The organism is Pseudovibrio sp. W74 (genome assembly GCF_001623085.1).
In the GTDB taxonomy this organism is placed as follows: Bacteria; Pseudomonadota; Alphaproteobacteria; order Rhizobiales; family Stappiaceae; genus Pseudovibrio.
Window position 1 is genome coordinate 253119 of sequence record NZ_LMCJ01000060.1, and the last position, 13005, is coordinate 266123.

Sequence of the window (13005 nt, forward strand, 5' to 3'; positions counted from 1 at the left end):
GAACTCATTGCCAACTTGACTACCTCGCCCTTTACCATTAGTGAAATTCAAATACCTTCTTCTACATTAGAGATTCTAATGGATTTTGACCGTGCACAACTGACCGCTTTCGCATCAATCCTGACCACTGGTACATTTGAGAGAGCCGCACAACACCTCGGCATCACACAATCGGCGGTATCTCAGCGCCTGAAGACCCTTGAAGAGAAGCTTGGTTGCGTCCTCATAATACGAGGTACACCATGTGTCATCACCACTCAGGGAGAAGTGCTGCTTCGACACGCTAACGAAGTTGCTTTGCTGGAGAAACAGGTCAAAGAGGAAATTGGCTTTTCGAGCGAGGCCAGCAACCTGACCAGCCTCCAGATAGCAGTCAACGCAGACAGCCTTGCCACGTGGTTCATTGATGCACTCGCACAGGTGGATGGTTTTCTGTTCGACCTGAAGATTGACGATCAAGACCACAGCGCAAACTGGTTGCGACGCGGGGAAGTTCAGGCCGCTGTCAGCGCGGAACCTACCCCCATACGCGGATGTGATTGCTTTCCTTTGGGCGCTCTGCGTTACCGGGCGACAGCAAGTCCGGCTTTCGTCAAGCAATGGTTCCCGAAAGGCGTCACCCTTGATGCACTGAAGCTCGCACCTGCGCTCACCTACAACATCAAAGATACGCTACAGACAGAATGGTTGCGCGCAGTATTTGGAGAGAGCATTTTCCCAAACACCCATTGGCTCCCAAGCCCTCAGGCGTTTATCGACGCCACAGTCAATCACATCGGTTGGGGCATGAACCCGAGCATTCTGGTCGATCCACTCATTGAGCAAGGGAAGCTGATTGAGCTGATCCCGGACACGCCATACGACACAAAACTTTTCTGGCATACAAGCCGGGCAACAGCCCACACAATAGCTCCCCTCACAACAGCCATACGCCAGGCAGCAAGATCAGCACTGGCAGACTAAGGCCAGATGTGAGTAGCCTGAACAAGCATCTCTGTTTTCCAGAGCACGATACATACGCCTTGGTACAAATTGTTAAATTGACCCAGAAATCAACATCATAGTAGTTCTCCTTACCTGCGTCAGTGTATCGGGCACACCTCCGCATTGAGCTGAGCAGCTCCTTCTCATCGGGCAACGCAAGGAATGCTGACATGAACTACCCAAACATCGCAATTCTCGGGGCCGGAACAATTGGCATGAGTTGGACAGCGCTGTTTGCAGCCACGGGTCGGCAAGTCACAGTTTATGATCCCTCACCGGAAACAGAAGACCGGGTGACCGCTCTGGTAAAAAATGCCGCAGAAACGCTTGCTGCACTTGGATGGCAACATGCCGGTGACACATCAAAATTACGGTTTACAAACGACCCTGTGGCAGCAGTATCAGACGCCGACTTCATTCAGGAAAGCGTGCCGGAGAGGCTGGAGATCAAACACGGGCTCTACCAGCAGATCGAACCACACCTGAAACCAGAAGTCATCATTGGTAGCTCAACCTCCGGCTTGAAGCTCTCTGAGATGCAGGCAGGATTTAACAATCCAAGTCGCTTCATTCTGGCTCACCCGTTCAATCCACCACACCTCATCCCATTGGTCGAGCTGATGGACAATGAGAAAACGGATGCTGGCGTACTCCAATCAGCAAAAGACTTCTATGAGAGCATTGGCAAAGTTTGCGTACGCCTCAACAAAGAAGTTCCCGGGCACATTGCAAACCGGCTACAGGCAGCAATCTGGCGCGAGACTATTCACCTGGCGATGGAAGGTGTCGCCAGCGTCGAGGATATAGACAAGGCCGTTGCTTACGGCCCCGGCCTCCGTTGGGCCGCTATGGGTCCAAACACACTCTTGCATCTGGGCGGCGGTGAAGGCGGTATCCGTTCGTTCTGTGATCACCTCGGCGGTCCTTTCCAAAGCTGGTGGGACGATCTGGGCGCTCCAAGGATCACACCAGAGGTGGTGGATACACTGGAAGACGGCGTGAAAGCCTCATTGGAAAACACATCCATGCAAGAACTGGCAAAGCACCGAGATGATCTCGTTTTGCAATATGTCTTGTCGGGGCAAACCAAGAAAGAGAGAAGCCCAGCCTAAGCGAAGCTGACATCCAAGCTACCAAGCGCTGGTCCTATGTTCTTTTCCAACCCGTCCCTACCATGAGCACATGCACAACAAAGGAGAGTGTCATGTGCTCATCAACGGGCTCGGCAAAACCAACAATTCTGATCGAGAATGACCGCGTAAAAATCGCCGAATGGCGGTTCAAACAACGCGGAGATAACACGGGCTGGCATCGTCATGCCTACGACTACATCGTAGTCCCGCTCTTCGATGGCACTCTGGAAATCAATTTAGGCAATGGGGAAACAGTGAAAGCCGCTATGCAAAACGGAGTTCCATACTTCAAAGAGATTGGCGTAGAGCACGATGTCATCAACGCCAACAACTTCGAATGCGCATTCGTCGAAATTGAACTCCTTGAAGCGCGTCGATAAACACCGGATTTGAACCCGCCTACTTCGTCGTCCCTGCGACCTCGATCGCAGCCGGTGCAGCAGCAGCCACTTGCCGCTTGCCTGCGTCCTGCTGGCTGTTCAGTGCAGCGCGTTTGGCAGCGGCCTTTGCGCGGGGGATGCGACCGACAGTGTTGATAGACCAGCTGGTGATCTGGGCAAGCACATTGTCTGAGGCAGCATTAAGTGCCGGAATTGCATCAGTGACCGTATCGCCAGTTGTCGGCACACTCGCCGCAAACACACGCATGCCGATGGAGCGGCCATCCCGGTCATCCACGATGCGTGCAGCCACTTCCACATAAGCTTTGTCACCACCGTCCACCTGCAGCTCAAAAGCCCGCAGAGTGGTTTGCAGTTGGTAGTCGATCAACAACCCCTGCCCCGGTTGCGAAACCCCACGCAGCTTGCCGGTGTTCTCCAGCGTCTCAACGAGCTTCGCCTGAAAGACGCGCGGCAGTGTGTCTGTCCATGCCACCTTCGGGAAGTAGGAGTAAATTGGGCCACCGCCCTGTGTCACAGCAATATTGCTCGTATCCAATGCCTGAAGAGCAACAGGTGTCGCCACAAGCATTTGATAATCAGAGGCACGGACTTTAACAGGAACATCGCGCGGCGCAGTCAAGCCATACAAAGCTTCAGGGCCACTTGCCCCACACCCTGCAAGACCACCCAGCAGAACGGCACCAACAACGATTTTTTTAAGTGTCGAACCGAACACGCCGAGCTCCAGCCTACTGCCATTAGCCACTCGCACGTTTTCGAGTCGCTTATCTACATTTTTGTCAAACATTTCAAAAAACTCAACGCCGCTGCGCACCATTAAAGACAGGTGTGTCCGATCCGCCGAAAATCACACGATTTGGGTTACGGTCGAAATTGTTCACAGCACGTCGAATTTCAATAAGTGTCTGGTTTAACTGCTGCATTGCTGCAGTAAAGTCCTGTCCGCCTTGCTGACTCAGTTTCAACAGGGCAGCAGAGATTGGCTCCGCCCGCAAGGCAAACGCATCTGCAACCTTGCGGATGGAGGCCGCAGCCTCAGTCGCTTCCTTGATAAAGCCTTGCCCATCAGCTGAAACCATACCGTCTACTTTCTCCAAAATCGTGTTCACACGAACGGAGGCAGCGTTCAGGTTTGTCGCAATGCTCTTCGCCTGGTCAATCACTTTGTCGACGTCCGGCACCTTCTTCTTCAGTTCCATGGTCATGTCATTGACGGATTTTGCAGCATTCTGGATTTCATCAATTGCTTTAGCAAGGTCAGGCGTCTTCTCAGCAAGAGTGGTCGCCACCTTGTCAGCCGAAGCAACAATATTGGAGACTTTCGCAGGGTCGATGGCTTCCACAATACCGTTGGTGTTGGAGATCAAAGAATTCGCATTGTCCATGGTCTCACTCAGCTGATCAGAGGCAGCGCTCAGGTTCGTTCCAACTTCACGGGCCGAAACGATCACACTGTCGATCTCTTTATTGCGACCGGCAATGGTATTGCTCACTTCACGAATGTTCGCTGTGGCAGCACCTGCATCATCAATAACTTTTGCGATCACCTGATTTTTGTCAGAAAGCGTTTTGGTCACCGTCTCAACCGAGGTCACGATATTACCGACCTGCTCGGACTTCACCATACTCAGGATACGGTTTGCATTCTTCGTGGTCAGCACAATCTCGTTGGAGGCCGTCTCAGCATTCTTCACGATACGGTCGATGGCGTCTTTATTCTTGGTCAGTTCAACAGTCAGCTGCCGCGCGTTTTCAGCAACAACAGAAGCAGAGGAAAGCATGGTGTTGATATCACCGCGACGCTCAGTCAGCACACCACCAAGATCAGACGCACCTTTCAAAATGCGCTCAACCTCTTCAGGCTTGACGGCTCCAATCACAGCTTCAATCTGATCAAGTTCATCGGAAAGCTCTGTCGTAAAGTTCACCAGCTGATCAGAGGCCAGCTTACCGTTGGCAATGATGTCACCAACACCGTCTGCAGAGGCAGACAGTTTCTTGGTCATGGCCTCAACATTGGTGACGATCTCACCCAGTTTGTCCGGGGGGACATTCGCCAGCAGGTCTTCACCGCGATCAACCAGTTTGCCAATCCGGCCCGAGAGCCCCGTCAGCGCTTTACTTGTCTCAGTTACACCAGCAAGAAAATCATCAACGCCCTTGGCATTGTTTGCCAGCGCTTGGGTAAAGACCTCTACGTTCTTTATGGTCTTTTCCACTTCAGGCCGCGCAGTCATCACCAGCTCATCAATATGCGCCAGCGTGGAATCTGCCTTGCGCATGATGTCTTTGGCACCTTCCAGCAAATCCTCAAACTGGGACCTGCGTGCATACATGACCGGAATAGTATCAGCTGCTTTGGAGAACAGTGCCGGACTGTCAGATGATCCGCCGGACAGATCCACATAAGCCACGCCTGTCAGTCCGGTAAACCCAAGAGACGCAACAGTGTCACGGCGCAGCGGAGCATTGGCATCAACGCGCACAATCGCAACAACAAGCTTAGGGTTTTCAGGATCGTACGTCAGCGCACTCACATCGCCGATCTTGATGCCGTTAAACAGCACCTGACCGCCAATCGGCAGACCCGTCACAGCACCGGGGAAAATGATTTTGATATCACGACGGCTTGAGCGGTCACCCGCACTCAACAGCCAGAACGTAAACAGGAAGGCGATGCCAACAACAGTTAGAACGAATGCACCAATAGCGATATTATTTGCGCGGGTTTCCATGCATCCTCCTCACACCCGTTTGAGGGCACGTGCCCCGCGGAAATAGGACTTAACCCAAGGGTGCTCCACCTGCATCATTTGCTCAATGGTTCCTTCAACCAGAACCCTGCGTTCGCCCAAAACGGCAATACGGTCACAAATACTATGCAGACTATCCAGATCATGGGTCACCATGTAAACCGTAAGCCCCAGAGTTTCTTTCAGTTTTACAATAAGATCATCAAAATCAGCCGCCCCGATCGGATCAAGACCAGAAGTGGGTTCATCCAGGAACAATAAGTCAGGGTCCAGCGACAAGGACCGGGCCAGAGCAGCCCTTTTGATCATGCCGCCAGAAAGCTCGGAGGGCAGCTTGTCAGCCGCATCCAAAGGCAGCCCGACCATCTCAATCTTCAGCAAAGCCAGTTCATCCCGCAAACGCGGCGACAGCTTCAGGTGCTCACGCATCGGCACCTGAATATTCTGCTTCACAGTGAGAGAGGAGAACAATGCTCCCTGCTGGAACAACACCCCCCAGCGCTGCTCAATCTCACGGCGCATGGCATCAGTTGCTTCGTCAAAATCCTGCCCGAACACCTCAATGGAACCGGACCGTCGCGGCGTCAGCCCCAGCACAGCACGCATGAGCACGGATTTGCCCATACCAGACGCACCAACAAAGCCAAGCACTTCACCGCGGTAAACATCCATGTTCAGGTTCTCAAGAACCAGTTTGCTTCCAAAGCCGACCGTAACATCGCGCACCCGAAGCAAAATCTCCCGATCATCAACCGCACGATGACCTGAGCCCAATCCGTTCACCGGTCCTGATTGTCCTTGTCCCATACTGGTTAAAACCCGATAGACGCGAAGAACACAGCAAAAACTCCATCCACCACGATGACCATAAAAATAGCTTTCACAACAGAAACAGTCGTATGACGCCCAAGCGACTCTGAAGAGCCCTCAACTTTCATACCTTCCATACACGCGATAAGCCCGATGATCAGGGCCATAAACGGCGCTTTCACAATGCCAACCATCAATGTGTCAACAGTAACAGCCGCCTGAAGTTGTGCAATGAAAGAATGAGGTACAATGCCCAGATACCACCAACAGGTCAGCCCCGCCCCGAACAACGCCGCGATGTTCGCCAGAAAAACGAGGATCGGAAGCGCAATCATCAGCGCCACCAAACGCGGCAGGATCAGCACTTCGGTCACCCGCAAGCCGGTCACCTGAAGCGCATCAATCTCTTCCTGCATCTTCATGGAACCAAGCTCTGCCGTGTAAGCAGAACCGGATCGTCCAGCCACCATAATGGCTGTCAGAATAACGCCAATCTCGCGCAGAACCAGAATGCCGGAGAGATCCACCACAAAGATCTCAGCACCAAACTGCTTCAGATAAAACCCGCCCTGCTGCGCAATAATTCCGCCGATCAGAAAGCTCATCAGGCACACAATCGGAACCGCACCCATGCACGAGCGCTGAAACTGAACGCCGATGGAAATAGGCCTCAACCGGCTTGGATGCGTCGCGGCGGCGGTGATCGTCGCGGTCAACCCACCCAGCATGGCCAGAATATCGCGCGTATCACGGCCCAGCTGGCGTGTCGCCTCGCCCACGGCTTCCAGATAATTGACGAAAGAGTTACCAGAGTGTTCTTCGGTGGGATTGTCGACGTCTTGCCGGTCAACTTCCTTCAGCAGGATGTCAAAACGCTCATCTTCATAGATGAACTTGACCTCTCGCCCCTGTTCGGCTTGCTCCATTTGGAACCGCTGCAGCAACCAGGCACCAGCCGTATCAAGAAAACTAACCGCCTTTAAATCCACGCAAATTACGGAATGGCGCAGTCTGGACGCAGCTTGATTGATGAGTTTTTCGCAAGTAGATCCCTGCCGGATACCCCAGGCACCGGAAGCCGTAAGCAAAAGTAACGCCCCGTCTTCAGCAGTTACCAGGTCCGGCGCATCCATTTTATCAGTCAGCTTCATCACGGGACCCTGCGCCCTATAATCCAAAAATCCTATTGATCCTATACAGGTTTCTGTAGTGTGTCGTCTAGTAATCCTCATTCAGCCACAAGTACAACGGAAAAAATTATGTCTATTTCTAAGCCATATCTATTATTTCTTGGGGACGTAAAAGACGAGCTGGCAGCAAAAACTGCCCATGGCGTACTTGATTGGCGACCAGAATGGTGCCTTGGCCAAATTACACTCCCGGGCTGCAAAGCCCACACGACCCTGTCAGAAATGAGTCTTGCTGATGCCATCGAGGCAGGTGCAAAGACCATGGTCATCGGCTGCGTAAATGCCGGTGGCGTCCTGCCAGATCACTGGATTGCAACCATTGTCGACGCTCTCAACCATGGCCTCGACATCGCAGCAGGCCTGCATATCGAGCTGGCAAGCATCCCAGCCATTGCCAAGGCTGCAGCTAAGAACAAGCGCAAGCTTCACGACCTGCGTTTTACGGACCTCACGTTCCCAACTGGCAAAGGCGAAAAGCGCTCCGGAAAGCGCTTGCTGACCGTTGGCACCGACTGCTCCGTTGGCAAGAAATACAGCGCTCTTGCTCTGCAAAAAGGGCTGGCTGACCGCAACATCAGCTCTGACTTTTGCGCAACCGGCCAGACAGGTATCCTTATTGCCGAACGCGGCGTTGCCATCGACTCTGTGGTCTCGGACTTCATCTCAGGTGCGGCAGAACACATCAGCCCGGCCACCAAAGACAACCACTGGGATGTGATTGAAGGTCAAGGAGCCCTGCATCACCCGTCTTTCGCCGGTGTCTCCCTCGGCCTGCTCCACGGCTCTCAGCCAGATACGTTTGTTGTGTGTCATGAGCCAACCCGCTCCACCATGCGTGGTGTGTCAGCACCTATTCCATCCATTCAGGACGTCATTGACCTGACAATACAACTGGGCCGCCTTACCAATCCGGACATCCGCTGTGTCGGTTTAGCCATCAACACCATGATGCTTTCTGAAAATCATGCAAAAAACCTGATTGAAGAGCTGGGGGAAGCGCATAAACTGCCCGCAACTGATCCTGTCCGCTTTGGGACCGATCCAATCATTGATCATATTTGCGCGGAGTTTAAACTGGTTTGACCTGTCGCCTGTCTATTGAAGCTGAAACATTCCCAATTGCGGGAAGCTTTACCATTGCCCGCGGTTCGCGCACGGAAGTAAACGTCCTCACCGCCACACTCACACAGGACGGCCACACAGGCCGTGGCGAATGCGTTCCTTATCCGCGGTACGGCGAAAGCGTTGAGAGCGTCACCGCTCAAATCGAAGCAGTGCGTGGAGCAATAGAAGCTGATGTCTCCATTGAGGAACTACAAGGCCTAATGCCCGCAGGTGCCGCCCGCAACGCAGTGGACTGCGCCCTGTGGGACCTGACGGCCAAACGCCAGAGTGCCACTGTAGCTGAACTGGTGGGCATCAAGTCCCAGCGCATTCTGGAAACCGCCTACACCATCTCCGTCGGCACACCGGAGAAGATGGCGACAGACGCTGCAAAAGCGGCCAGCCGCCCTCTCCTCAAAGTCAAATTGGCTGGCGATGGTGATGTTGAACGCATCGCTGCCGTCAGACAGGCGGCCCCAAACAGCAAGCTCATTGTGGATGCCAACGAAGGTTGGTCAGAAGATAATCTGGAAGCCAACATCAAGGCCTGTCAGCAGGCAGGTGTTGGGCTGGTGGAACAGCCTTTGCCAGCGGGCAAAGATGGCATTCTGGCAGAAGTGGAACACCTCATCCCGATCTGCGCGGATGAAAGCCTCCACACCTCTGCAGATCTGGAAAGCCTGCGCAATCGCTACTCAGCCATCAACATCAAGATCGATAAAACCGGCGGTCTCACTGAAGGGCTGAAGCTGCTGCGCAAAGCAGAAGAGATGGACTATGTCATTATGGTCGGCTGCATGCTCGCCACATCTCTCGCCATGGCCCCTGCCATGCTGCTGGCGCAAAACGCAGAGTTTGTTGATTTGGACGGCCCTCTATTGCTTGCCAAGGATCGCGAGCACGCAATCCAGTTTGAAGGCAGCCTGATGCACCCGCCGTCCCCGCAACTTTGGGGCTAATCACAAGCATAAAAAAGGCGGCTCTCACATCGAGGCCGCCTTGTTTTTTAAACGCGTTTGGTCACCAGCATAAGCGTCAGCACACCGACACAGCAGATCCCCGCCATCAGATAGAAGGCATAGGCTTGTTCAATCGCATAGAGCCAGCCGCTGGCAATTCCGCTCACGCCCATCACCACACCAAAGGCTGTTTGTGTCAGCCCCTGAGCCGTGCCAAGGCGTTTGCTTGATACCAGTTTAGATGTGTAGGCAACCATGCCCAAAAACACCATCCCAAAGCTACCTGCGTGCAACAGCTGAAGCAAAACAGCGGACCACGTCTCTGTTGCATAAGGGAACAGCATCCAGCGAATGATGCTCGCAACACCACCCGTGACCATCAACCCCCAGGCTCCCAGGTGACGCATAAAGAAGGAGCCCCAAACAAAAATTCCAATCTCTGCCAGAGTACCGATCGCCCACAATCCACCGACCATCGCATCGCTGATGCCTACAGACAGCCAGAAGATGCTGGCGAAGGCATAAAGCGCTGAGAAGCTACCCAGCAGCAAACCACCAGACAAAACCACAAGCAGGAACTGCGGATCGCGCAATTCTTCGGCGGCCCAAACACTTTCTTTGCTTGAGCTGCGGCTTTCTGAAGGCATACCCGGCAACAGCACAGCAAGCAGCGCCAGCAAACCCAGACTGCCCACAGTCAGGAAAAGCAGTTCAGCAGGCTCACCAAATGTCAGATACCAACCACCAATCAGCGTCGCGACCACAAACGCAATCGATCCCCATGATCGCATCGGCCCGTAATTCAGGCCAAGAGTGCTCACAGTTTCATAGGCATATGCATCCTGCAGCGGCTGAATAGGCGTGTAGAAAATGGAGAGGAAAACAACCAGTCCAATGACAGTCCAATAGTCACTGGAGTAGATCAGAATCCAAAAGGAGATCAGCGCGATAACACTGAACAGCGCCATGGAATGACGCCTGCGCCCCGCACGATCCGAGATGCTCGTCATCAACGGAGTTGCAAAGATGCGGACGATATTTGGCAAGGCAATCACCAATGCGATCTGCACGGGTGTAAAGCTAATATCCTCCAAAAAAAGCGGAAAGTACGCAAGAAAGAAAGCGTTTGCGAAATTAAACGCTGCAAACAAACCACTCACGCCTGTTGCAATCCAGAATAGGTTACTGGCTTTCCCTAATGAGGAAGTTCTTCTGGGCATAGTCATTGGAAAACACTACAAATGGGGGTGGAGAGTACCCGAGGAAGTGGATGGGAAGGGATACTCCTATCACTTGTGCTAATAGGGACTATCCAAATCAATGTAAACCAATTATTAGCCGTAGAATCTGTTATATAAACTTGTAGTATTATCTTAGTTAGTTATGAAGGAGCCACTTATGGCTGGCAACAACCGAAAGGTCCTTTTGAGCCCCGAGGAATTTGATGCCATCAAAAGCGCACTCTCTGAGACTGATAGAGGCCGTGCTTTCCTTCATGATCACCTCACACTAAACAGATCCGCCGAAACAGCAGACCTTCTGGAAGCTGTTCGACGACTTGAAAAAACATTGGTTGAGCGCGAACTGCCATCTGAGATGGAAACATATCGCCTGCACACCTATGAAATGTATGAGGCAATTGAGCGAACGAAGGACGAAATCTCAAAGATCAAGCTGGAAAATGCCGACAATAATCGCTTTTCAGCCGCTTCTGACGAGCTAGATGCAATCGTCACATCCACAGAAAGCGCAACACAGGTCATTTTGGAGTCCTCCGAAGCTATTCAGGATTTGGTGGACAAGCTCCGTGCGTCCGGCGCAGAAGATGCCCCATGCGATGCCATTGAAGAAATGGCCATGGAAATTCTAATGGCATGTTCCTTCCAGGATCTGACAGGGCAGCGCATCAACAAAGTGGTGAAGGCCCTTCATTACCTTGAAGGCCGCATCTCCAAGATGATCCGCATCTGGGGTGTAAACTTGGCTGATGAAGATCGCCCGGAAATCAATTTAGATGAGCCACGTGATGAAGATGATCGTCATATAGACAAGCGCCCGGACGCCCACTTGCTCAACGGCCCGCAAATGGATGGTGCAGGCGTTGATCAGGCTGACATTGACGCCATGTTTGATGCAACACCTGCCTCGACCGAAGAAGCACTGAACGAAAACGTCGTTCAGTTTGCTGCTGAGACACGAGCAGAAGCAGCCCATCAAGAAGAGGACAAAGCAGAAGAGCCTGCCGAGGAACCTGCTGAAATCTTTGAGCTTGATGATGTGGAAGACGAGCTGAACGCTGTTGAAACGCCTCAGGTCGCGTTGATCGAGGACGACGACCTCATCGTCACCAACGACGACACGCCAGTCGAAACGGACACCGCGACAGAGCAGGACGATGCACCAATCGAGATCGAGGGGCAGTCTCCTCCGCTCACCTCCCCAAGAGGCAGCAATTCCGACCCGCTCCATCACCTCTCAACAGGAGAGCGCCTCGCACTCTTCTCGTGATTAAGACCTAAAACCAGAAATTCGAAAGCCGTTTGCCGCCTTTTCAGTGCAAACGGCTTTTTTCTTATGCAGGCGCTTTCTCTGCAGAGTACTGCTTCAATGCCTTCTCAAAGATGGCAGGATCCACATTGCCGCCGGAGATCGTGATCACTGCCGTCTTCCCGGCAAGGTCAATCTTGCCAAACAACACAGAAGCCAAAGCAACAGCCGCGCCCGGTTCAACAACCAGTTTCAGCTCAAAATAAGCAAAGGCAACCGCTTTCATCGCCTCGTCATCTGTGACACGCAAACCTTTTGCCTGACGCCTGCTCAAAACTGAGAAGCCTTTATCCCCTGGCATTTCAGTCAGCACCGCATCACAAACAGAACCGCCCAGAGCAGCATTGCGAACACGTGTCCCAGCTTCCAGTGAGCGCGCATAATCATCAAAACCAGCAGGCTCTGCCGTGTAAATCTGACACTCAGGCAGGCTGGTTTCCAACGCCAGCGCAATACCGCTGGTCAGACCACCGCCACCTGTACAGCTGATCAACACATCAGGTGTGACACCCAGAACTTCACATTGCTCTGCAATTTCAAGCCCGGTCGTACCCTGTCCCACAATCACACCACTGTCATTGTAAGGGTGGATGAACGTCGCACCGCGCTCCTCACAAAGACCACGGGCAATCGCCTCGCGGTCCTCGCTCTCACGATCGTAAAGCACAACCTCCGCCCCCAGCGCTTTCGTCCGCTGGATCTTCAGCTGAGGCGCATCCTCAGGCATCACAATCAATGCCGGAAAACCAAGGATCTTCGCAGCAGCTGCAACGCCCTGCGCATGGTTTCCGGAAGAACACGCAACCACACCAGCGGGCCGCTGTTCCTGCGGGATCAGGGAAAGGCGATTGAACGCGCCTCGAAACTTGAAAGACCCGGTGCGCTGCAGGTTTTCGGCTTTAATAAAGACACGGCCATTCACCTGCTCATCCAACACCGGAAAGTTCAGAAGCGGTGTCAGGCTGGCATAGCCTTGCAGCCTTGTTCTTGCTTTTTCAATTTCGGAAAAAGTGAGTTCGACTGGACTGGAAACATCTAAAACCATAAGAACCTCGGCAACAGCAATATGCCGCCCTGTATAGCACGCAAATCTACGAGGGTTTCAGATATTCTGATCACAG

General features: G+C 52.9%; 12 protein-coding genes. 6 read left to right on the forward strand and 6 right to left on the reverse strand.

The features are described 5' to 3' along the window. Positions 1 to 78: 78 nt before the first annotated feature. The 3 genes from PsW74_RS26280 to PsW74_RS26290 all read left to right on the forward strand — a co-directional run bounded on the left by PsW74_RS26280 (position 79) and on the right by PsW74_RS26290 (position 2497). Complete coding sequence (locus PsW74_RS26280) at positions 79 to 963, forward strand: LysR family transcriptional regulator ArgP (RefSeq protein WP_063289625.1); 885 nt, start codon at positions 79 to 81, stop codon at positions 961 to 963. A 191-nt stretch (positions 964 to 1154) separates the two neighbouring features. Further along, positions 1155 to 2096, forward strand: a complete 942-nt coding sequence (locus PsW74_RS26285) for a 3-hydroxyacyl-CoA dehydrogenase NAD-binding domain-containing protein (RefSeq protein ID WP_063289626.1) — start codon at positions 1155 to 1157, stop codon at positions 2094 to 2096. 92 nt (positions 2097 to 2188) lie between these two features. Further along, complete coding sequence (locus PsW74_RS26290; protein ID WP_063289627.1) at positions 2189 to 2497, forward strand: cupin domain-containing protein; 309 nt, start codon at positions 2189 to 2191, stop codon at positions 2495 to 2497. A 19-nt stretch (positions 2498 to 2516) separates the two neighbouring features. Here the strand turns inward: PsW74_RS26290 and PsW74_RS26295 are convergent, their stop codons facing one another. From PsW74_RS26295 to PsW74_RS26310, 4 genes are read right to left on the reverse strand one after another with little or no spacing between them, the layout of a single operon-like run. Further along, positions 2517 to 3308 (reverse strand): ABC-type transport auxiliary lipoprotein family protein, encoded by a 792-nt coding sequence (locus PsW74_RS26295; RefSeq protein WP_208981987.1) that lies wholly within the window; start codon positions 3306 to 3308, stop codon positions 2517 to 2519. Between the two features lie 10 nt (positions 3309 to 3318). Further along, a complete protein-coding gene (locus tag PsW74_RS26300) occupies positions 3319 to 5256 on the reverse strand; it encodes an MlaD family protein (RefSeq protein ID WP_057462650.1) in 1938 nt (645 codons plus the stop codon). Positions 5257 to 5265: 9 nt separating this feature from the next. Next, complete coding sequence (locus PsW74_RS26305; protein WP_063289629.1) at positions 5266 to 6081, reverse strand: ABC transporter ATP-binding protein; 816 nt, start codon at positions 6079 to 6081, stop codon at positions 5266 to 5268. A 5-nt stretch (positions 6082 to 6086) separates the two neighbouring features. After that, entirely contained in the window at positions 6087 to 7235 is a 1149-nt protein-coding gene (locus PsW74_RS26310) for an ABC transporter permease (protein ID WP_057462652.1), read from the reverse strand. Between the two features lie 108 nt (positions 7236 to 7343). On the opposite strand from PsW74_RS26310, the gene dgcN reads away from it, so the two are divergent. After that, positions 7344 to 8357: an N-acetyltransferase DgcN gene (gene dgcN / locus PsW74_RS26315; protein WP_063289630.1), complete on the forward strand. Its 1014-nt coding sequence runs from the start codon at positions 7344 to 7346 to the stop codon at positions 8355 to 8357. Then, complete coding sequence (gene dgcA, locus PsW74_RS26320; protein WP_063289631.1) at positions 8354 to 9337, forward strand: N-acetyl-D-Glu racemase DgcA; 984 nt, start codon at positions 8354 to 8356, stop codon at positions 9335 to 9337. Before dgcN ends, dgcA begins: the two co-directional genes overlap by 4 nt. Before the next feature lie 47 nt (positions 9338 to 9384). On the opposite strand, the gene PsW74_RS26325 is transcribed toward dgcA, so the two are convergent. Then, on the reverse strand, positions 9385 to 10563 hold the full coding sequence (locus tag PsW74_RS26325; RefSeq protein ID WP_342585862.1) for an MFS transporter: 1179 nt from the start codon (positions 10561 to 10563) through the stop codon (positions 9385 to 9387). A 172-nt stretch (positions 10564 to 10735) separates the two neighbouring features. On the opposite strand from PsW74_RS26325, the gene PsW74_RS26335 reads away from it, so the two are divergent. Then, entirely contained in the window at positions 10736 to 11845 is a 1110-nt protein-coding gene (locus PsW74_RS26335) for a protein phosphatase CheZ (RefSeq protein WP_208986853.1), read from the forward strand. A 64-nt stretch (positions 11846 to 11909) separates the two neighbouring features. Here PsW74_RS26335 and PsW74_RS26340 read toward each other — a convergent pair whose 3' ends face one another. Then, positions 11910 to 12929, reverse strand: coding sequence for a threonine/serine dehydratase (locus PsW74_RS26340; protein WP_063289635.1), 1020 nt, complete (start codon positions 12927 to 12929; stop codon positions 11910 to 11912). Between the last annotated feature and the right edge of the window lie 76 nt (positions 12930 to 13005).

Bases quoted from the DNA above. Each gene is read 5' to 3' on its own strand.
- PsW74_RS26280 (WP_063289625.1), top strand. From the start codon at position 79: ATGGATTTTGACCGTGCACAACTGACCGCTTTCGCATCAATCCTGACC.
- PsW74_RS26285 (WP_063289626.1), top strand. From the start codon at position 1,155: ATGAACTACCCAAACATCGCAATTCTCGGGGCCGGAACAATTGGCATG.
- PsW74_RS26290 (WP_063289627.1), top strand. From the start codon at position 2,189: ATGTGCTCATCAACGGGCTCGGCAAAACCAACAATTCTGATCGAGAAT.
- PsW74_RS26295 (WP_208981987.1), bottom strand. From the start codon at position 3,308: ATGTTTGACAAAAATGTAGATAAGCGACTCGAAAACGTGCGAGTGGCT.
- PsW74_RS26300 (WP_057462650.1), bottom strand. From the start codon at position 5,256: ATGGAAACCCGCGCAAATAATATCGCTATTGGTGCATTCGTTCTAACT.
- PsW74_RS26305 (WP_063289629.1), bottom strand. From the start codon at position 6,081: ATGGGACAAGGACAATCAGGACCGGTGAACGGATTGGGCTCAGGTCAT.
- PsW74_RS26310 (WP_057462652.1), bottom strand. From the start codon at position 7,235: ATGAAGCTGACTGATAAAATGGATGCGCCGGACCTGGTAACTGCTGAA.
- dgcN (WP_063289630.1), top strand. From the start codon at position 7,344: ATGTCTATTTCTAAGCCATATCTATTATTTCTTGGGGACGTAAAAGAC.
- PsW74_RS26325 (WP_342585862.1), bottom strand. From the start codon at position 10,563: ATGACTATGCCCAGAAGAACTTCCTCATTAGGGAAAGCCAGTAACCTA.
- PsW74_RS26335 (WP_208986853.1), top strand. From the start codon at position 10,736: ATGGCTGGCAACAACCGAAAGGTCCTTTTGAGCCCCGAGGAATTTGAT.
- PsW74_RS26340 (WP_063289635.1), bottom strand. From the start codon at position 12,929: ATGGTTTTAGATGTTTCCAGTCCAGTCGAACTCACTTTTTCCGAAATT.